The following is a 20,087-nucleotide window of genomic DNA, read 5'->3' on the forward strand; positions in this document are numbered from 1 at the left end:
TGATTTTCCCTCTCCCGGCCGGGAGAGGGAATAGCGTATCAGGAGGCAACGGCCTCACTTTCTCCTAAGTCCAGCTGTCGGTTGGACGGCTGCACAAAGTAAGCTTTATCTTCCCAGCGTAAGCAGGTTAACTCTCCGCCCCAGCAGCATCCGGTATCCAGACCGTAAATCCCTTCCGGTGTTCCTTTTCCTTCCAGCGCAGCCCAGTGACCAAACACCACGCTGTACTCGCTTGTCACCGGCCCCGGAATGGCAAACCACGGTTTGAGCGGAGCGGGCGCGCTTTCCGGCGTCTCTTTGGAATACATATCCAGCTGTCCGTTCGGGAAGCAGAAACGCATGCGGGTGAACGCGTTGGTGATAAAGCGCAGACGGGCCAGACCGCTCAGTTCCTCGCTCCAGTGGTTCGGCATATCGCCGTACATGGCATCAAGGAAGAAAGGATACGAGTCGCTCGCCAGCACCGCTTCAACGTCACGCGCGCAGGTTTTTGCCGTCTCAAGATCCCATTGTGGGGTGACCCCGGCATGCGCCATGACCAGCTTTTTCTCTTCGTCGATCTGCAGCAGGGGCTGACGGCGCAGCCAGTTAATCAGATCGTCCGCGTCCGGCGCTTCCAGCAGTGGGGTGAGGCGATCTTTAGGTTTGTTGCGGCTGATCCCGGCGAAAACCGCCAGCAGATGCAGATCGTGATTGCCTAGCACCATGCGCACGCTGTCGCCCAGCGATTTGACGAAACGTAATACTTCAAGGGAGCCGGGGCCACGCGCGACTAAATCGCCCGTCAGCCAGAGCGTGTCCTGTCCTGGCGTAAAGTCGACCTGTTTTAATAATGCGATCAGTTCATCGTAGCAACCGTGAACGTCGCCAATCAGATATGTAGACATTAGATTAATGAATGAGTGTGGTTACGGCGAGACGGAACACAGGAATGGCAACGCGGAAATCATTGCCATCGACGTCGACCATTTCATAATGGCCTTGCATGGTACCCATCGGCGTTTCAATCACCGCGCCGCTGGTGTACTGGTACTCTTCGCCAGGGGCGATATGGGGCTGCTCACCGACCACACCTTCACCCTGAACTTCGATTTCGCGGCCATTGCCGTTAGTGATAAGCCAGTAGCGCCCGCGCAGCTGCACGGGCATCCGCCCCAGATTACGAATGGTCACGGTGTAAGCGAAAACAAAACGTTCTTCCTCCGGAGAGGACTGTGATTCAACATAGACGCTTTGTACATGGACACATACGCGGGGCGAATCAATCATGGCTTAACTCTCCTTCGGCGGCGCATTATCGCTGATGTAATTAGCCAGCTTGCAGTACTGCTCTACGGAAATATTCTCCGCACGCATTGCCGGGTCGATCCCCAGCTCGGCTAACACCTCAACGGTAAACGAATTGCTCAGGCTGTTACGGATCGTTTTACGGCGCTGGTTAAAGGCTTCAGTGGTAATGCGGCTCAGTACGCGCAGATCTTTAACCGGATACGGTTTCGTCTTGTGCGGCACAAGGCGCACAACAGCTGAATCCACTTTCGGTGGCGGTGTGAACGCTGACGGCGGTACTTCGAGTACCGGGATCACGTTGCAGTAATACTGTGCCATCACGCTTAAACGACCATACGCTTTACTGTTCGGGCCTGCAACCAGACGGTTAACAACCTCTTTTTGCAACATGAAGTGCATGTCGGCAATGGCATCAGTATAGCTAAAGAGGTGGAACATAAGCGGCGTGGAGATGTTGTACGGCAGGTTGCCGAAGACGCGCAGCGGCTGGCCCATTTTTTCCGACAGTTCGCCAAAGTTCATGGTCATGGCGTCCTGCTGATAGATGGTCAGCTTCGGCCCGAGGAACGGGTGCGTTTGCAGGCGTGCGGCCAGATCGCGGTCCAGTTCGATGACGGTCAGCGCGTCGAGGCGTTCGCCTACCGGCTCGGTCAGCGCGGCAAGGCCCGGGCCGATTTCGACCATCGCCTGACCTTTTTGCGGATTAATAGCCGAGACAATGCTTTCGATCACGAACTGATCGTTAAGGAAGTTTTGCCCGAAACGTTTACGGGCTAAGTGGCCCTGGTGGACTCGATTAGTCATTGAGTATTAACAATCATTTTGATGGCGAGATTAAGCGCCGTAATAAAACTGCCGACATCCGCTTTCCCCTGGCCTGCCAGATCCAGCGCAGTACCGTGGTCAACGGACGTTCGAATAAAGGGTAAACCGAGGGTGATATTCACTCCGCGGCCAAAGCCCTGGTATTTTAGCACGGGCAGGCCCTGATCGTGGTACATCGCGAGCACGGCGTCGGCATTATCCAGGTATTTCGGCTGGAAAAGGGTATCCGCAGGCAGCGGCCCGCTGAGGTTCATCCCCTTCGCCCGCATTTCGTCGAGCACCGGAATAATGGTGTCGATCTCTTCGGTCCCCATGTGCCCGCCTTCTCCGGCGTGCGGATTCAGGCCGCAGACCAGCACGTGCGGCTGCGGGATCCCAAATTTTGTCTGCAGATCGTGATGCAAAATCCCGATGATCTCGCGCAGGAGTTCAGGGGTGATCGCGTCAGGAATGGCTTTGATCGGCAGATGGGTGGTCACCAGCGCAACGCGCATCTCCTCCGTCGCCAGCATCATCACCACTTTCGGGCTGTGCGAGCGCTCTTCGAAGAATTCCGTATGCCCGGTAAAGGGTATACCCGCTTCGTTGATGACGCCTTTGTGGACGGGGCCGGTGATCAGAGCGGCAAATTCGCCCTTCAGGCAACCGTCGCAGGCGCGCGCAAGGGTTTCAACGACATAGTGACCGTTTTCCGTGCTGAGCTGGCCCGGGATGACCGGCGTACGAAGGGGAACTGAAAGAAGGGTGAGCGTACCGGCTTGCTGGGGTGCAGGCTGTTGGCCTTCAACGTAAGGGATGAGCGTTAAAGGCAGACCGAGCAGCGTTGCCCGGTCTTGTAACAGTGTTGCATCGGCGCAGACAACCAGTTCTACCGGCCAGCTGCGCTGGGCGAGCTGGACAACGAGGTCAGGCCCAATCCCGGCGGGTTCGCCGGGCGTGATAACAACACGATGCTGTTTCATTAGTTGCTCAGAACTTTCACGTAAGCGCTGGCGCGTTGTTCCTGCATCCAGGTTGCTGCTTCTTCAGAGAACTTACGGTTAAACAGCATACGGTAGGCTCTGTCTTTCTGTGCCGCATCCGTTTTATCAACGTTACGGGTGTCCATCAGCTCGATCAGATGCCAGCCGAATGAAGAGTGGACCGGCGCGCTGATCTGGCCTTTGTTCAGCTTCATCAACGCATCGCGGAAGGCAGGATCGTAGATATCCGCAGCCGCCCAGCCCAGGTCGCCGCCCTGGTTAGCAGAGCCTGGATCCTGAGAGAACTCTTTTGCTGCTTTCGCAAATGAGGTTTTACCGCTCTTAATGTCAGCTGCGATCTGTTCCAGCTTCACACGCGCCTGATCGTCAGTCATGATCGGTGACGGTTTCAGAAGAATGTGGCGAGCGTGAACTTCGGTGACGGAGATATTTTGGCTCTGGCCGCGCAGATCGTTCACCTTCAGAATGTGGAAGCCCACGCCTGAACGAATAGGACCGACGATATCCCCTTTCTTCGCCGTGCTCAGCGCCTGGGCAAAGATGGATGGCAGCTCCTGAATACGGCCCCAGCCCATCTGGCCGCCTTTCAGCGCCTGTTGATCAGCGGAGTAGGTGATCGCCAGCTTGCCAAAGTCGCCGCCGTTACGCGCCTGTTCAACAATAGAACGCGCCTGGCTTTCGGCTTCCGCAGCCTGATCGGACGTTGGGTTCTCTGGCAGTGGGATCAGAATGTGGCTCAGGTTCAGCTCTGTGCTCGCATCGTTCTGGTTACCCACCTGTTTTGCCAGCGCGTCAACTTCCTGAGGCAGGATGGTAACGCGGCGACGCACTTCGTTGTTACGCACTTCCGAAATCAGCATCTCTTTACGGATCTGGTTACGGTAGGTGGCGTAGCTGATGCCGTCATAGGCCAGGCGGCTGCGCATCTGGTCTAAAGACATATTGTTCTGCTTCGCGATGTTAGCGATCGCCTGATCGAGCTGCTCGTCAGTGACCTTCACACCCATTTTCTGCCCCATCTGCAGAACGATCTGATCCATGATCAGACGCTCCAGGATTTGGTGGCGCAGCGTGGCGTCATCCGGAAGCTGTTGACCGGCTTCGCCCGAATTGAGCTTCACCGATTTCATCAGACCGTCAACGTCACTTTCAAGCACGACGCCGTTGTTCACCACAGCAGCGACTTTATCAACAACCTGGGGGGCCGCGAAGCTGGTATTCGCAACCATAGCGACACCGAGCAGCAGCGTTTTCCAGTTCTTCATACTTTTTCCATTTCAATTAACCGCAAAGCGGATTACGTTGCAAATCAAGCACATTACAAGGCGCTACTGTACGGCAGAATATTCGAGCGCAGCATTTTCTGCGTACCCAGACCGTAGTTGGAACTCAGGCCGCGTAACTCGAAGTTAAAGCCAATCACGTTATCGTATTTGCTCTGATTGTTTTGAGTATCCCAGCCGTTAAGCTTGCGTTCGTAGCCGACACGCAGCGCGTAACAGCAGGAGTTATATTGCAGACCCACCATCTGGTCAGCAGGTTTATTGGCGTTAGTGTCGAAGTAGTATGCGCCTACGATTGACCAGCGGTCGGCGATTGGCCAACTCGCTGCGCCACCCACCTGCGAGATACCGTCTTTATACTGTTCTGCACCAGCATATGATGGCAATGTTGCCTGAATATATTCCGGGCTGGCGTAACGATAAGTCAACTGCACCATACGGTCTTCATCGCGACGGTACTCAATAGCCGCACTACTTGTGGCAATATTATCGAGGCGAGTGTCATATTGCACACCACCGCGCAGACCCCAACGATCGGTCATACGCCAGTAAGTATCTCCCGCCCAGACCAGCGATCCCGTTTTGTTATCTTTCTCCCAGTTAATGTTGTCATCACCGGTGCGTGACTCGGTGAAATAGTAGATTTGACCAACAGAAACGTTAAAACGTTCAACGGCAGCATCATCATAAACACGTGTTGTGACGCCGGTCGTTAACTGGTTAGCAGACGCGATGCGGTCAAGACCGCCGTAAGTACGGTCACGGAACAGGCCGCTGTAGTCAGACTGCAGTAAAGAGGAGTCGTAGTTCTGGATTTTGCTCTGATCGCGATACGGCACGTACAAATACTGCATACGCGGTTCAAGCGTTTGGGTATAACCATCCGCCAGCAGAGCCATATCACGCTCGAAGATCAGCTTCCCGTCCATTTTGAACTGCGGAAGCGTTCGGTTGACCGACTCCTCAAGGTTGGCATTTCTACTGGCATTGTAATTATCGATATTTTTTTGCTGATAGTGAGTCGCCATCAGCTTGGCTTCGGTATTCAGGCTCGCCCAGTCGTTAGACCACGGCAGATTGATCGTCGGCTCAAGGTGAACACGCGTCGCTTCAGGCATGTCCGAATCCGTGTTAACGAAATGTACCGCCTGAGCGTAAACCCGGGTGTCGAATGGACCCACGTCATTCTGATACCAGTTAACGTCCAGCTGTGGCTCTGCCCCATATGTAGGCGTGGACTGGTCAGAAAATACCTGGAATTGCTTGGTCGAGACGGTTGCGTCAAAGTTCTGTACCGCATAGCCTACGCTGAATTTCTGCGTGGCATAGCCATCGGTACTTGAGCCGTATTTGGACGAGAAGTCATTAAAATAAGACGAATCGCTAACTTTGGTGTAGTCAACATTAAAGCGCCATACCTGATCCATTACCCCGGCATGCTGCCAGTAGAATAACCAGCGGTGCTTGTCGCCTTCGGTCGGATGCTCGTCCTGGAAGACTTTATCGGACGGCAGATAATCCAGCTCCATCAGACCCGCACCGGCGTGGGTCAGATAGCGGAACTCGTTCTCCCACATGATGTTGCCGCGCTTGTGGATATAGTGCGGCGTGATCGTCGCATCCATGTTTGGCGCGATGTTCCAGTAATACGGCAGGTAGAACTCAAAGTAGTTCGACGTGCTGTACTTGGCATTCGGGATCAGGAAACCGGAGCGACGTTTGTCACCGACGGGAAGCTGCAGATAAGGGCTGTAGAATATGGGTACTGGACCCAGCTTAAAGCGGGCGTTCCAGATCTCTGCGACCTGTTCTTCGCGGTCATGGATAACCTCGCTCCCGACCACGCTCCAGGTATTTGAACCCGGCAGACATGATGTGAACGTACCGTTTTCCAGGATCGTATAGCGGTTTTCACCGCGCTGTTTCATCAGGTCAGCGTCGCCGCGCCCCTGGCGACCCACCATCTGGTAATCACCTTTCCAGACGTTAGTATCTTTAGTATTCAGGTTTGACCAGGCTTTCGGACCTTTCAGGATGACCTGATTGTCGTCATAGTGCACATTACCCAGCGCATCCACCGTTCGTACCGGCTCGGCCGCACCTTCCGGCTGCTTCTGGTGCAGCTGCACTTCGTCTGCCTGCAGGCGGCTATTGCCCTGGTTAATATCTACATTGCCCGTAAACGTGGCATTGTCAGGGTAAGTCCCTTTCGAACTGTCGGCAGTAATGGTTACCGGCAAGCTATTTGTATCGCCACTCACCAGTGGGCGATTATAACTTGGGACGCCAAGCATACACTGCGAGGCGAGATCGGCCGCCAGCCCCTGTTGACTGTACAGGGCGGAGCCAATCATTGTGGCCAGGAGGGTGGGGATACGTTTTTTCATACGTTGTATTTTATTGTTCCGTCATCAGTGGCTACGGCTTACAAACGCTCAGAGACTATCTTACTCATCTGCGCAGTACCAGCGTTAATCCTGCCCGTTTGCGTGCCAGAGTGTTAGGCTCGCTATCGAATGACGAGTATGATAAAGCAAATTATAGGCGATGTCCTTCAATTGACCGTGACTTGAACACAGTGATGATGACGTTGCGTCGGCCAGGAATATGACTATCCGGGGAGTATATGCAGTATTGGGGTAAAATAATCGGCGTTGCGTTCGCCATCATCATGGGTGCCGGGTTCTGGGGGATTGTGCTTGGGCTTATTATCGGCCATATGTTTGATAAGGCGCGCAGCCGCAAAATGGCCTGGTTTGCCAATCAGCGCGAGCGTCAGTCACTCTTTTTCTCCACCACCTTTGAGGTCATGGGGCACTTAACCAAATCCAAAGGGCGTGTCACAGAAGCCGATATTCAGATTGCCAGCGTTTTTATGGATCGCATGAACCTGCACGGCGACTCCCGTCTGGCAGCGCAAAATGCGTTTCGCATCGGTAAGTCGGATAATTATCCGCTTCGCGAAAAAATGCGTCAGTTCCGCAGCATCTGCTTTGGACGTTTTGATTTAATTCGGATGTTTCTGGAAATTCAAATCCAGGCGGCCTTCGCAGACGGCTCACTTCACCCTAACGAACGTGACGTGCTGTACGTCATTGCGGAAGAGCTGGGCATCTCCCGCATGCAGTTCGACCAGTTCCTGCGCATGATGCAGGGCGGGGCACAGTTTGGCGGTGGCTATCACCAGCAGTCGTCCGGCGGTGCCTGGCAGCAGGCGCAGCGTGGTCCAACGCTGGAAGATGCCTGCAATGTGCTTGGCGTTAAGCCCTCTGACGATCAGACCACGATCAAACGTGCCTATCGTAAGCTTATGAGCGAGCACCATCCGGACAAGCTGGTCGCGAAAGGCTTACCGCCAGAAATGATGGAGATGGCAAAGCAAAAAGCGCAGGAAATTCAGAAAGCGTACGAACTGATTAAAGAGAAGAAAGGTTTCAAATAGAAAAAGCCCGACGATGTCGGGCTTTTTTTTAGAAGTCCACCGGGGCTTTAAACGTCATCGCGTTACCGAAGGCCGGATGGGTGATGGTGAGCGTCTGCGCGTGCAGCTGCAGACGTGGCGCTAAGGCCAGCGCTTCAGGCGGCGCGTAAAACCTGTCGCCCAGAATCGGATGACCCAGCGCAAGCATATGCACGCGCAGCTGGTGCGAGCGTCCGGTAATCGGCTTTAGCAGGACGCGCGCGGTATTATCCGGCGCGTACTCAAGCACTTCGTACTCGGTCTGCGCGGCCTTGCCGGTTTCATAACACACCTTCTGCTTTGGCCGGTTCGGCCAGTCGCAGATCAGCGGTAAATCCACCAGCCCTTCGGCCTGCGCCGGGTGACCCCAGACGCGGGCGACATACTGCTTCTTCGGCTCGCGCTCGCGGAACTGGCGCTTCAGCTCGCGTTCCGCCGCTTTGTTCAGCGCCACCACAATCACGCCGCTGGTGGCCATATCCAGGCGATGGACAGACTCCGCCTGAGGATAATCGCGCTGAATGCGCGTCATCACGCTGTCTTTGTGCTCGTCCAGACGACCCGGCACGGACAACAGCCCGCTGGGCTTGTTGACCACCATAATGTGTTCATCCTGATACAGAATGACCAGCCAGGGATCCTGCGGCGGATTGTACGGCTCCATCACCATCTTGCGCTCCGGTTACTGATGCGTCACAACGATAAGACGCAGGGCATCCAGGCGCCAGCTAGCCTGATTGAGGCTTTCCAGCACCTGCTGACGGTTGCTTTCAATCGCTGCCAGTTCGTCGTCGCGGATGTTCGGGTTGACGGCTTTTAACGCCTCCAGACGGGACAGCTCCGCAGACAGTTTCTCGTCGGCTTCACTGCGCGCGGCGTCAATCAGCGCTCTGGCCGCTTTTTCAATCTGGGTTTCGCCCAGTTGCAGAATCGCGTGCACATCCTGCTGTACCGCGTTCACCAGCTTGCTGCCCGTATGGCGGTTTACCGCGCTCAGCTGTCGGTTGAAACTCTCGAATTCAACCTGTCCTGCCAGGTTAGTGCCGTTTTTGTCCAGCAGCAGGCGGACGGGCGTTGGCGGCAGGAAGCGGGTGAGCTGCAGCTGTTTCGGCGCCTGCGCTTCCACAACGTAAATCAGCTCCAGCAGCAGCGTTCCCACCGGCAGCGCCTTGTTTTTTAACAGGGAGATAGTGCTGCTGCCGGTATCGCCGGAGAGAATCAGGTCCAGCCCATTGCGGATCAGCGGGTGTTCCCAGGTGATGAACTGGGCATCTTCACGGGACAGCGCCACATCACGCTCGAAGGTGATGGTGCAGCCATCTTCCGGCAGGCCCGGGAAATCCGGAACCAGCATGTGATCGGACGGGGTCAGGACAATCAGGTTCTCGCCGCGATCGTCCTGGTTGATGCCGACGATGTCGAACAGGTTCATCGAGAAGCTGATCAGGCTGGTGTCGTCATCCTGCTCTTCGATGCTCTCTGCCAGCGCCTGCGCTTTCTCACCGCCGTTGGAATGGATCTCCAGCAGGCGATCGCGGCCCTGCTCCAACTGAGCTTTCAGCGCATCGTGCTTCTCACGGCAGGACTTGATCAGCTCATCAAACCCTTCTGTGTTTTCCGGCGCGGCCAGGTAGCCGATCAGATCGCCATGCACTTGATCATAAATGGTGCGGCCCGTCGGGCAGGTATGTTCAAACGCGTCCAGACCTTCGTGGAACCAGCGTACCAGCACGGACTGCGCGGTTTTTTCCAGATACGGCACGTGGATCTGAATATCATGCGCCTGACCGATACGATCCAGACGGCCGATACGCTGCTCCAGCAGATCCGGGTTAAACGGCAGATCGAACATCACCAGGTTGCTGGCGAACTGGAAATTACGACCTTCAGATCCGATTTCCGAGCACAGCAGAACCTGTGCGCCGCTGTCCTCTTCCCCGAACCACGCCGCGGCGCGGTCGCGCTCGACGATGGACATGCCTTCGTGGAACACGGCGGCGCGAATGCCTTCACGCTCGCGCAGAACCTGTTCCAGCTGCAGCGCGGTGGCCGCTTTGGCGCAGATCACCAGCACTTTCTGGGAGCGGTGCGCGGTCAGGTAGCCCATCAGCCACTCCACGCGCGGGTCGAAGTTCCACCAGGTGCCGGTATCGCCTTCAAATTCCTGGTAGATTTGTTCCGGATAAAGCATGTCGCGGGCGCGCTCTTCCTGGGTTTTGCGCGCCCCCATAATGCCGGAGACTTTAATCGCCGTCTGATACTGCGTCGGCAGCGGCAGTTTAATCGTATGCAGCTCGCGTTTCGGGAAGCCTTTAACGCCGTTACGGGTGTTACGGAACAGCACGCGGCTGGTTCCGTGGCGGTCCATCAGCATGTCGATCAGCTCTTTACGCGCGGATTCCGCGTTGTCGCTGTCGCTGTTCGCAGCCTGCAAAAGCGGCTCGATATCCTGCTCGCCAATCAGATCGCTCAGGGTGTTGAGCTCGTCATCAGAAAGACGCTTGCCCGCCAGCAGCATGGCGACGGCATCCGCGACCGGACGGTAGTTATTCTGTTCTTCCACGAACTGCGCAAAGTCGTGGAAACGGTTTGGATCGAGCAGGCGCAAGCGGGCGAAGTGGCTTTCCAGACCAAGCTGCTCCGGCGTTGCGGTCAGCAGCAGAACGCCAGGCACGCGCTCCGCAAGCTGCTCGATAGCCATGTATTCGCGGCTCGGCGCGTCTTCGCTCCAGACCAGATGGTGCGCTTCGTCAACAACCATAATGTCCCACTCGGCATCGCACAGGTGCTCAAGACGCTGCTTGCTGCGGCGCACGAAGTCCAGGGAGCAAATGACCAGCTGTTCGGTTTCAAACGGGTTGTCGGCGTCGTGCTGCGCTTCGGCATAGCGTTCATCGTCGAACAGGGAGAAACGCAGGTTAAAGCGGCGCAGCATTTCAACCAGCCACTGGTGCTGCAGAGTTTCTGGCACCACGATCAGCACGCGTTCTGCAGCGCCGGAAAGCAGCTGTTGATGCAGGATCATGCCCGCTTCGATGGTTTTACCCAGGCCCACTTCATCTGCCAGCAGCACGCGCGGCGCGTGGCGACGGCCCACGTCGTGGGCGATGTTCAGCTGGTGGGGGATCAGGCTGGTGCGCTGGCCGCGCAGGCCGCTCCACGGCATGCGGTACTGTTCACTCTGGAACTTACGCGCGCGATAGCGCAGGGAGAAGCGATCCATACGGTCGATTTGCCCGGCAAACAGGCGGTCCTGCGGCTTACTGAACACCAGTTTGCTGTCGAGCAGCACTTCACGCAGGACGACATTGGCTTCATCCGTATCAAGACGAGTACCAATGTAGGCGAGCAGTCCATTCTCTTCTTTTACGTCTTCAATCTTGAGCTGCCAGCCGTCATGGCTGGTCACGGTGTCACCCGGATTAAACATCACGCGGGTTACAGGGGAGTCATTGCGAGCGTACAGACGGTTTTCACCGGTGGCAGGGAAGAGGAGGGTAACCATACGCGTATCGATTGCTACGACGGTTCCTAATCCAAGTTCGCTTTCTGTATCGCTGATCCAGCGTTGACCAAGTGTAAAAGGCATAGTTGTTCGGCTCTAATCTTTAATTGCAGGCAATAGTTCGACTACCGTCAAAAAAGACGGTCATCGAAAAATGGGTCCGGGAATGGAAAGGGCGCTATGGTACTGGATGGCAGCCATTTCGTCACGCGTCAAAATAGGCCAAGTTGCCCTGTCACTAGTGTAGCAAAATCATCGTCGATGAAGGGCAAAATTCCGTCGGCAACCGGCTGAAGCTGACGCGTCAGATAGTGTTCGTAATCCAGAGGAGAATGCTGATAATCCACAGGTTCCGGGCCGCTAGTGGTCCAGACGTATTTAATGGTTCCCCGGTTTTGATATTGCGGCGCGCGGCCACGGCGGACGTTTTCTTCATCCGCCAGACGCGCGGCGCGTACGTGCGGAGGAACGTTGCGCTGGTACTCCGCCAGCGGGCGGCGCAGGCGCTTGCGGTATACAAGCTGCGCGTCAAGTTCGCCCGCCATCAGGCTGGCTATCGTCTCGCGCACGTAGTCCTGATACGGCTCATTGCGAAACACCCGCAGATAGAGCGTCTGCTGGAACTGCTGCGCCAGCGGCGTCCAGTCGGTACGTACCGTCTCCAGCCCTTTAAACACCATCCGCTGCGCGTCACCTTCCTGAATCAGCCCGGCGTAGCGCTTTTTGCTGCCCTGATCGGTGCCGCGGATGGTGGGCATTAAAAAGCGGGCGAAATGGGTTTCAAATTCCAGCTCCAGCGCGCTGGTTAACCGCTCTTTCTGCAAATGTTCCTGCCACCAGTCGTTCACGAAGGCGACCAGCGCTTTGCCGATTTGCGCGGCGTCGTCTTCAGAGTGCGCGCCCTTAAGCCACACAAAGGTGGAGTCCGTGTCGCCGTAGATGACGTCATAGCCCCGGGACTCAATCAGCGCTTTGGTCTGGCGCATGATCTCGTGCCCGCGCATGGTGATCGAGGAGGCCAGACGCGGATCAAAGAAGCGGCAGGCGCTGGTGCCCAGCACGCCGTAAAAAGCATTCATAATGATTTTTAGCGCCTGAGAAAGGGGCTTGTTGCCGTGGCGCTTGGCCTCATCGCGGCCGTGCCAGATGTTTCCCACGATTTCAGGCAGGCAGTGTTTTTCCCGCGAGAAGCGTGCGCCGAGGAAGCCTTCGGTGCTGTGCTCATCATCAGGCTGGGCCAGGCCTTCCACCAGCCCGACGGGGTCGATCAGGAAGGTGCGGATAATCGACGGGTAGAGGCTTTTGTAATCCAGTACCAGAACGGAGTCATACAATCCTGGCCGGGAGTCCATCACATACCCGCCGGGACTTGCCTGCGGCGGCACGTCCCCGAGGTTGGGGGCGACGTATCCTGCCCGATGCATCCGCGGAAAATAGAGGTGGCTAAAGGCCGCTACGGAGCCGCCGTGTCTGTCGACGGCCAGGCCGTTTACCGTCGCGCGCTCCAGCAGGAACGGCATAATCTCGGTTTTGTGGAAGATCTGCGTGACCAGCTCGCAGTCTTTCAGGTTATAGGTGGCGAGCGCGGGTTTGTCTTCGTTAAAGCGCCGGTCAATTTCGTCCATTCTGTCCCAGGGGTTGTCGATGGATTTGCCTTCGCCAAGCAGCTCCTGCGCGACGGCTTCCAGGGAGAATGAAGAGAAGTTCCAGAAGGCGGATTTTAGCGCCTCGATGCCGTCGATAATCAGGCGACCGTTAGCCTGCGCGAAGAAAACGCCGTTCTTAAAACCGTGTTCGCGCCATTCCAGCTCGCTGTTTCCGCGCCCCAGCATCAGCGGGATGCGGTAGCGCTCGGCGTGCTTTTGCAGCACGCGCAGGTCAAACTGCACCACGTTCCAGCCGATCAGGACGTCGGGGTCGTTGTCGGCAAACCACTGGTTAAGCTTCTCCAGCAGCTGCGGGCGGCTGTTGACGTACTCAAGCCGGAAATCCAGCGCGGAGGCATCGCCATTCGGCGGCCCGAGCATATAGACAACCCGATCGCCGCAGCCTTCCAGACCGATGCAGTACAGTTCGCCGTGGCGGGTGGTTTCAATATCCAGTGAGACCCACTTCAGCGGCGGGCGGTAGTGCGGATTGGGCTTCAGGCGCGCGTTAACGAGGCTGCCGCTATGATCGGTGCCGTCGACCCAGACGGGGGCGGTAATAAACCGCTCCATCAGAAAGCGTTCCGGTGGGCGAATATCCGCCTCGTAGAGCGTCACGCCCGCCTCGCGGAGCAGCTTTTCATAGCGCATCAGCTGACGATGGGCGCGACAGTAGAGGCCGTAAACCGGCTGACGGTGGAAATCTTTCAGCTCAAGCGGAGTGATGCGCCAGCCGTTTTCGCCGCGCAGCAGCTGCTTCACCTTCTCGACGTGGGCTTCAGGAATAAAGGCAACGGATTCCTGCGGCGGCAGCGTAACGTGTAGCGGACCGTTGTCGGTTGCCAGCCAGAACGCGACCTCGGTGCCCTGAGGGGTATCCCGCCAGTGTCGGGTCAGTAAAAAACCTTCTTGCGCCTGCGCCACGCCGTTATCCCAGAAAACAAAACCAGGCCTGATTATAGCCTGGTTAAGGTTGTTTTGCTGGGGTTTTATACAGTGTCTGTTTTGCCAGATAGCGCTGCGCTTGTCCAGCCTGCAAGCTACTGCCCGTAATAGGCCTTCGCGCCGTGCTTGCGCAGGTAATGCTTTTCCAGCAGGGTTTGCTGCATATCCGGCAGCTGCGGCGCCAGCTGGCGACAGAAGATCCCCATATAGGCGACCTCTTCGAGCACGATGGCGTTATGCACCGCGTCTTCTGCGTTTTTACCCCAGGCAAACGGGCCGTGGGAGTGCACCAGCACGCCGGGCATCTGCGCCGCGTCGATACCCTGTTTTTCGAAGGTTTCAACAATCACGTTACCCGTTTCCCACTCGTACTCACCGCCGATCTCCGCATCGGTCATCAGACGCGTGCAGGGAATGGTGCCGTAAAAGTAGTCCGCGTGGGTGGTGCCGGTCGCCGGGATGGACTGGCCCGCCTGCGCCCAGATGGTGGCGTGGCGCGAATGGGTATGCACGATGCCGCCGATGCTCGGGAATGAGCGGTACAGCAGGCGGTGAGTCGGCGTATCGGAGGACGGTTTTTTCTTACCTTCGACCACTTCGCCGGTCTCGAGGCTGACAACGACCATATCGTCTGCGGTCATCACCGTGTAATCCACGCCGGAAGGCTTAATCACCAACACGCCTTTTTCGCGGTCAACGGCGCTGACGTTGCCCCAGGTCAGGGTGACCAGATTATGTTTCGGCAGCGCCAGGTTGGCTTCGAGCACCTGACGTTTGAGATCGTCTAACATTGTTGTCTCCCTGCCCGGTGAGCGTAGCGTCACCGGGCATTCCGTACTTAGCGTTTTGAACCGTAATAGACTTCGTTCCAGCGCAGCGCGTCTTTAAAGGCGGGCAGGCGGGTATCGTTATCAATCACGGTCAGCTCGATATCGTGCAGCTCGGCGAACTGACGCATGTCGTTCAGATCAAGGGCGTGGCTGAACACCGTGTGGTGCGCGCCGCCGGCCAGGATCCATGCCTCAGAGGCGGTTGGCAGATCAGGCTGCGCTTTCCACAGGGCGTTGGCGACCGGCAGTTTCGGCAGAGAGTGCGGCGTTTCAACCGCATCGACGCAGTTCACCAGCAGGCGGAAGCGATCGCCCAGGTCGATCAGGCTGGCGTTGATGGCCGGGCCCGTACGGGTGTTGAAGATCAGGCGCGCCGGATCGGCTTTACCGCCGATGCCGAGGTACTGCACGTCGAGGATCGGTTTCTCTTCCACGGCGATCGTCGGGCACACTTCCAGCATGTGCGAGCCGAGCACCAGGTCGTTGCCGTTTTCGAAGTGATAGGTGTAGTCCTCCATAAAGGAGGTGCCGCCCTGCAGACCGGTCGACATCACCTTCATGATGCGAAGCAGAGCGGCAGTTTTCCAGTCGCCTTCGCCCGCAAAGCCGTAGCCCTGCTGCATCAGACGTTGTACCGCCAGGCCCGGCAGCTGTTTCAGGCCGTGGAGGTCTTCAAAGGTAGTGGTAAAGGCGTGGAAGCCGCCCTGTTCCAGGAAGCGCTTCATGCCCAGCTCGATGCGCGCCGCGTCCAGCACGTTCTGACGCTTGTCGCCGTTGATTTGTGCCGCAGGCGTCAGGCGATAGCTGCTTTCGTACTCGTCCACCAGCGCGCTCACGTCGCCGTCGCTGATTTCATTCACCACCTGCACCAGGTCGCCCACGGCCCAGGTATTTACGGAGAAGCCGAACTTGATCTGCGCGGCCACTTTGTCGCCGTCGGTGACCGCCACTTCACGCATGTTGTCGCCGAAACGCACTACTTTCAGATGGCGGGTATCCTGTTTGGATACTGCCTGGCGCATCCAGGAGCCGATACGCTGTTGCGCTTTGCCATCCTGCCAGTGGCCGGTGACCACCGCGTGCTGCTGGCGCATACGCGCGCCGATGAAGCCGAACTCGCGGCCGCCGTGCGCGGTCTGGTTCAGGTTCATAAAGTCCATGTCGATGCTGTCCCACGGCAGGGAGGCGTTGAACTGGGTATGGAACTGCAGCAGCGGCTTGTTGAGGATAGACAGGCCGTTAATCCACATTTTAGCGGGTGAGAAGGTGTGCAGCCACACCACCAGACCGGCGCATTTATCGTCGTAGTTGGCGTCGCGGCAGATGTGGGTAATTTCATCCGGCGTGGTGCCCAGCGGTTTCAGCACCAGTTTGCACGGCAGTTTAGCTTCCGCATTCAGCGCGTTAACGACGTGCTCCGCGTGTTTCGTCACCTGCTGCAGCGCTTCCGGTCCGTACAGATGCTGGCTGCCAATCACAAACCACACTTCATAGTTATTAAAAATGGTCATCATCGTGTCCTTAATGGGTCAGGGTTGCCGTAGTGTCCGCGGTGCTTTTGGCCGGGGCGGCGACAGGGAGATAGTGAAGTTCGGCGCTTTTTGCCCATTGCTGGTAGCGCTGATAAAGCTGTTCAAAGCGCTGTGCCTGTTGGGTGCGCGGCTGGAGCGTGTTTTCGACGGCGCTCGCCATATGCTGCTGTGCGGTCGGGATGTCGGCATGGACGCCCGCGGCCACGGCGGCGAAAATCGCCGCGCCCAGCGCGCAGCACTGATCGGAGGCCACAATCTGCAGCGGACGGTTCAGCACGTCGCAGCAGGCCTGCATGATCACCGGGTTTTTACGGGCGATGCCGCCCAGCGCCATCACGTTGTTCACGTCGATGCCCTGCCCGGTGAAGCACTCCATAATGGCGCGGGCACCGAAGGCCGTTGCGGCAATCAGACCGCCGAACAGCGCGGGCGCGTCGGTCGCCAGGTTGAGATCCGCGATCACCCCTTTCAGGCGCTGGTTGGCAAACGGCGTGCGGCGGCCGTTAAACCAGTCCAGCACCACCGGGAGGTGATCGAGAGACGGATTTTTGGCCCAGGCGTCGGTAAGCTGCGGCAGAAGCTGCTTTTTGCTCTCTGCTATCTGTGTTTTCAGTTCAGGATGCGCCGCCGCCAGCTGGTCCAGCGGCCAGCCGAGCACGCGGCCAAACCAGGCATAGATATCGCCAAACGCGGACTGACCGGCTTCCAGACCGATAAAGTCCGGCACCACGCTGCCGTCAACCTGGCCGCAGATGCCTTTCACCGCGCGGTCGCCGACGGTGCCTTTATCCGCCGTCAGGATGTCGCAGGTGGAGGTTCCGATGACTTTGACCAGCGTGTTTGGCTGTGCGCCCGCACCCACGGCGCCCATATGGCAGTCAAAGGCGCCGCCGGAGATGGCCACGTTCTGAGGCAGGCCGAGGCGCGTCGCCCACTCTTCGCAGAGGGTGCCGACCGGAATATCAGCGGTGAAGGTGTCGGTAAACAGCGGGTACGTCAGGCTCTTGTTGATGATCGGATCGAGCTCGTCGAAGAACGTGGCCGGAGGCAGACCGCCCCAGCTTTCGTGCCACAGGGATTTATGCCCGGCGCTGCAGCGGCCGCGGCGGATATCCTGCGGGCGAGTGGTGCCGGAGAGCAGGGCAGGCACCCAGTCGCACAGCTCAACCCATGACGCCGCAGCCTGCGCAACGGCTGCGTCGGCCCGAGTGACGTGAAGGATCTTGGCCCAGAACCATTCGCTGGAATAAATCCCGCCGATGTAGCGCGAGTAGTCTGTCTTGCCCGGCTGATGGCACAGGCGCGTAATGGCTTCAGCCTCTTCTACGGCGGTGTGGTCTTTCCACAGCACAAACATGGCGTTCGGGTTGTCGGCAAACTCCGGGCGCAGCGCCAGCACGCGGCCTTCGGCATCCACAGGGGCCGGCGTGGAGCCGGTGCTGTCGACGCCAATCCCGACAATTTCAGACCGCTGGGCGTCGGTCAGTTCGGCCAGGACGGTTTTGATCGCCGCTTCCATCGACTCGATATAGTCACGCGGGTGGTGACGGAACTGGTTGTTAGGCGCATCGCAGTAGCGCCCCTCTTGCCAGCGCGGATACCACTCAACGCTGGTTGCTATCTCCTGGCCGGACGTACAGTCCACTGCCAGCGCGCGAACTGAATCGCTGCCAAAATCGAGGCCAATCGCAATTGCCATGGTGTTGCTCCATCGAAAAAACAGGTATGGAAGAACATTAGAGACTGGGGAAAAAAGTCGTCAGGCAGGATCCGCTAATCTTATGGACTAAATTGCTGTTACGACGGAAAGTGTGACGCCGTGCAAATATTCAATGTGGACATTTCTGCCGCACTTATAGACACTTTTGTTACTGGTTATCTGTCTGCTCTGGCGGAGAAATCAGGGGGAAAGGCTGAAACATGGCGGACGTAAAAGCGGCGTGATGCTTTTTGGATCTTTTCGCGGGCCATTTTTAACCTGAATTTAGTGATATGGACAATTGGTTTCCTTCAGGACCCTTGGGAGAACTGAATCTATGGCCGAAACGCAGAACGATCCCCTGCTGCCGGGATACTCGTTTAACGCGCACCTTGTGGCGGGGCTGACCCCTATCGAGGCTGAGGGATATCTCGACTTTTACGTCGACCGACCGCTCGGAATGAAAGGGTATATCCTCAACCTGACCGTGCGGGGGGAAGGGATCATCAAGAACGGTGACCAGCAGTTCGTCTGCCGCCCGGGGGATATCCTGCTGTTCCCGCCGGGGGAGATCCACCACTATGGCCGTCATCCGGATGCCAAAGAGTGGTATCACCAGTGGGTCTACTTCCGTCCGCGCGCCTACTGGCAGGAGTGGCTTTCCTGGCCGGCTATTTTTGCACACACCGGGTTTTATCGCCCGGATGAGGTGCATCTGGCGCAGTTTCGCGAGCTTTTTGCGCAGATTATCGAGGCGGGGCAGGCCGGTGGTCGCTACGCCGAACTGCTGGCGATAAACCTCCTTGAACAGCTGCTGCTGCGGCGGATGGAGGCGATTAACGCGTCGCTTAACCCCCCGCTGGACAACCGCGTGCGCGACGCCTGCCAGTACATCAGCGACCACCTGGCCGATAGCCAGTTCGATATCGCCAGCGTTGCTCAGCACGTCTGCCTGTCGCCGTCGCGGCTGTCGCATCTTTTCCGCCAGCAGCTGGGCGTCAGCGTGCTGAGCTGGCGCGAGGATCAGCGCATTAGCCAGGCAAAGCTGCTGCTCAGCACCACCCGGATGCCGATTGCCACCGTGGGACGCAACGTGGGCTTTGAGGATCAGCTCTATTTCTCCCGGGTATTTAAAAAATGCACCGGTGCCAGCCCGAGCGAATTCCGCGCGGGATGTGAATAAACGGTAAAAAAAGATAAACAAACAGGTGAATGCAGAAAGCAACCTGTAAACTATTCAGACAATTGTTGCCTTGACGTGGTGCGGGGCGCTAAGCAGAATCGCTGATTCGTTTTCTGACCGGAATAGTTATGCAGGCATTGCTGGAACACTTTATTACCCAGTCCGTTATGTACTCGCTCATCGCCGTGGCGCTGGTGGCGTTTCTGGAATCGCTGGCGCTGGTTGGGCTGATCCTGCCCGGCACCGTGATGATGGCAGGGCTTGGGGCGCTGATTGGCAGCGGCGAGGTTAATTTCTGGCAGGCATGGCTGGCCGGGATAATCGGCTGCCTGCTCGGCGACTGGATCTCCTTCTGGCTGGGCTGGCGCTTTAAGAAGCCGCTGCACCGCTGGTCGTTCATGAAAAAGAACAAAGCCCTGCTGGATAAAACCGAGCATGCGCTGCATCAGCACAGCATGTTTACCATCCTCGTCGGCCGCTTTGTCGGGCCAACGCGTCCGCTGGTGCCGATGGTGGCGGGAATGCTGGATCTGCCCGTCGCAAAATTCGTGGTGCCGAACATTATCGGCTGCGTCTTCTGGCCGCCGTTCTACTTCCTGCCGGGGATCCTCGCGGGCGCTGCCATCGATATTCCTGACGGTATGCAAAGCGGTGAGTTTAAGTGGCTGCTGCTGGGTACGGCTGTGCTGCTGTGGCTGGCGGCATGGCTCTGCTGGCGGCTGTGGCGCAGCGCGAAAGCCAGCGTCGATCGTCTGACGCGCTATCTCCCGCGCACTCGTCTTTTGTGGCTGGCCCCGCTGACGCTGGGCGTGGCTGTGGTAGCCCTGGTCGCGCTGATTCGCCACCCGCTGATGCCTGTGTACGGTGAGATTTTATTGAAAGTGGTGAGCCGTTAAGGACTTTTTC

General features: G+C 57.5%; 15 protein-coding genes. 3 read left to right on the forward strand and 12 right to left on the reverse strand.

Annotation, left to right across the window (positions count from 1 at the left end; genetic code table 11):
• Positions 1–38 precede the first annotated feature (38 nt).
• Genes apaH through lptD form a run of 6 tightly spaced genes read right to left on the reverse strand, consistent with a single transcriptional unit; the run spans position 39 to position 6,768 of the window.
• Positions 39–887, reverse strand: a complete 849-nt coding sequence (gene apaH / locus ACMWLG_RS09460) for a bis(5'-nucleosyl)-tetraphosphatase (symmetrical) ApaH (protein ID WP_045400970.1) — start codon at positions 885–887, stop codon at positions 39–41.
• A 4-nt stretch (positions 888–891) separates the two neighbouring features.
• A complete protein-coding gene (apaG, locus tag ACMWLG_RS09465; RefSeq protein ID WP_032642599.1) occupies positions 892–1,269 on the reverse strand; it encodes a Co2+/Mg2+ efflux protein ApaG in 378 nt (125 codons plus the stop codon).
• 3 nt (positions 1,270–1,272) lie between these two features.
• On the reverse strand, positions 1,273–2,094 hold the full coding sequence (gene rsmA, locus ACMWLG_RS09470; protein WP_023334474.1) for a 16S rRNA (adenine(1518)-N(6)/adenine(1519)-N(6))-dimethyltransferase RsmA: 822 nt from the start codon (positions 2,092–2,094) through the stop codon (positions 1,273–1,275).
• Positions 2,091–3,077 (reverse strand): 4-hydroxythreonine-4-phosphate dehydrogenase PdxA, encoded by a 987-nt coding sequence (pdxA, locus tag ACMWLG_RS09475; RefSeq protein WP_023334475.1) that lies wholly within the window; start codon positions 3,075–3,077, stop codon positions 2,091–2,093. Before pdxA ends, rsmA begins: the two co-directional genes overlap by 4 nt.
• Positions 3,077–4,363, reverse strand: a complete 1,287-nt coding sequence (surA, locus tag ACMWLG_RS09480) for a peptidylprolyl isomerase SurA (RefSeq protein WP_023310364.1) — start codon at positions 4,361–4,363, stop codon at positions 3,077–3,079. The genes pdxA and surA overlap by 1 nt, the downstream gene beginning before the upstream one ends.
• Positions 4,364–4,416: 53 nt before the next feature.
• Positions 4,417–6,768 (reverse strand): LPS assembly protein LptD, encoded by a 2,352-nt coding sequence (gene lptD, locus ACMWLG_RS09485; RefSeq protein WP_045400974.1) that lies wholly within the window; start codon positions 6,766–6,768, stop codon positions 4,417–4,419.
• Between the two features lie 239 nt (positions 6,769–7,007).
• On the opposite strand from lptD, the gene djlA reads away from it, so the two are divergent.
• A complete protein-coding gene (djlA, locus tag ACMWLG_RS09490; RefSeq protein WP_023310366.1) occupies positions 7,008–7,823 on the forward strand; it encodes a co-chaperone DjlA in 816 nt (271 codons plus the stop codon).
• Between the two features lie 28 nt (positions 7,824–7,851).
• Here the strand turns inward: djlA and rluA are convergent, their stop codons facing one another.
• The 6 genes from rluA to araB form a co-directional block, all read right to left on the reverse strand.
• A complete protein-coding gene (gene rluA, locus ACMWLG_RS09495; protein WP_008502014.1) occupies positions 7,852–8,511 on the reverse strand; it encodes a bifunctional tRNA pseudouridine(32) synthase/23S rRNA pseudouridine(746) synthase RluA in 660 nt (219 codons plus the stop codon).
• Between the two features lie 12 nt (positions 8,512–8,523).
• Complete coding sequence (rapA, locus tag ACMWLG_RS09500; RefSeq protein WP_045400978.1) at positions 8,524–11,430, reverse strand: RNA polymerase-associated protein RapA; 2,907 nt, start codon at positions 11,428–11,430, stop codon at positions 8,524–8,526.
• Between the two features lie 128 nt (positions 11,431–11,558).
• A complete protein-coding gene (gene polB, locus ACMWLG_RS09505; RefSeq protein WP_045400981.1) occupies positions 11,559–13,916 on the reverse strand; it encodes a DNA polymerase II in 2,358 nt (785 codons plus the stop codon).
• Positions 13,917–14,032: 116 nt separating this feature from the next.
• The gene (gene araD / locus ACMWLG_RS09510) at positions 14,033–14,728 is read right to left on the reverse strand and encodes an L-ribulose-5-phosphate 4-epimerase (protein WP_045400984.1); all 696 of its coding nucleotides are present in this window, start codon (positions 14,726–14,728) and stop codon (positions 14,033–14,035) included.
• 47 nt (positions 14,729–14,775) lie between these two features.
• Positions 14,776–16,278, reverse strand: a complete 1,503-nt coding sequence (gene araA, locus ACMWLG_RS09515; protein ID WP_023310371.1) for an L-arabinose isomerase — start codon at positions 16,276–16,278, stop codon at positions 14,776–14,778.
• A 10-nt stretch (positions 16,279–16,288) separates the two neighbouring features.
• Positions 16,289–17,998 (reverse strand): ribulokinase, encoded by a 1,710-nt coding sequence (araB, locus tag ACMWLG_RS09520; protein ID WP_045400987.1) that lies wholly within the window; start codon positions 17,996–17,998, stop codon positions 16,289–16,291.
• 337 nt (positions 17,999–18,335) lie between these two features.
• Here araB and araC point away from each other — a divergent pair, with 337 nt between their 5' ends.
• Both araC and ACMWLG_RS09530 read left to right on the forward strand, forming a co-directional pair.
• Entirely contained in the window at positions 18,336–19,181 is an 846-nt protein-coding gene (gene araC, locus ACMWLG_RS09525; protein WP_023293301.1) for an arabinose operon transcriptional regulator AraC, read from the forward strand.
• A 128-nt stretch (positions 19,182–19,309) separates the two neighbouring features.
• Positions 19,310–20,077, forward strand: coding sequence for a DedA family protein (locus tag ACMWLG_RS09530; protein ID WP_023310374.1), 768 nt, complete (start codon positions 19,310–19,312; stop codon positions 20,075–20,077).
• Positions 20,078–20,087 lie beyond the last annotated feature (10 nt).

Origin of the sequence: Enterobacter sp. 01-M-02-SI-ECC, from assembly GCF_047530595.1 — a bacterium.
Lineage (GTDB): Bacteria > Pseudomonadota > Gammaproteobacteria > Enterobacterales > Enterobacteriaceae > Enterobacter > Enterobacter cloacae_M.

Bases quoted from the DNA above. Each gene is read 5' to 3' on its own strand.
- pdxA (WP_023334475.1), bottom strand. From the start codon at position 3,077: ATGAAACAGCATCGTGTTGTTATCACGCCCGGCGAACCCGCCGGGATT.
- surA (WP_023310364.1), bottom strand. From the start codon at position 4,363: ATGAAGAACTGGAAAACGCTGCTGCTCGGTGTCGCTATGGTTGCGAAT.
- apaG (WP_032642599.1), bottom strand. From the start codon at position 1,269: ATGATTGATTCGCCCCGCGTATGTGTCCATGTACAAAGCGTCTATGTT.
- araD (WP_045400984.1), bottom strand. From the start codon at position 14,728: ATGTTAGACGATCTCAAACGTCAGGTGCTCGAAGCCAACCTGGCGCTG.
- apaH (WP_045400970.1), bottom strand. From the start codon at position 887: ATGTCTACATATCTGATTGGCGACGTTCACGGTTGCTACGATGAACTG.
- araB (WP_045400987.1), bottom strand. From the start codon at position 17,998: ATGGCAATTGCGATTGGCCTCGATTTTGGCAGCGATTCAGTTCGCGCG.
- djlA (WP_023310366.1), top strand. From the start codon at position 7,008: ATGCAGTATTGGGGTAAAATAATCGGCGTTGCGTTCGCCATCATCATG.
- rsmA (WP_023334474.1), bottom strand. From the start codon at position 2,094: ATGACTAATCGAGTCCACCAGGGCCACTTAGCCCGTAAACGTTTCGGG.
- rluA (WP_008502014.1), bottom strand. From the start codon at position 8,511: ATGGTGATGGAGCCGTACAATCCGCCGCAGGATCCCTGGCTGGTCATT.
- lptD (WP_045400974.1), bottom strand. From the start codon at position 6,768: ATGAAAAAACGTATCCCCACCCTCCTGGCCACAATGATTGGCTCCGCC.
- ACMWLG_RS09530 (WP_023310374.1), top strand. From the start codon at position 19,310: ATGCAGGCATTGCTGGAACACTTTATTACCCAGTCCGTTATGTACTCG.
- rapA (WP_045400978.1), bottom strand. From the start codon at position 11,430: ATGCCTTTTACACTTGGTCAACGCTGGATCAGCGATACAGAAAGCGAA.
- araC (WP_023293301.1), top strand. From the start codon at position 18,336: ATGGCCGAAACGCAGAACGATCCCCTGCTGCCGGGATACTCGTTTAAC.
- araA (WP_023310371.1), bottom strand. From the start codon at position 16,278: ATGACCATTTTTAATAACTATGAAGTGTGGTTTGTGATTGGCAGCCAG.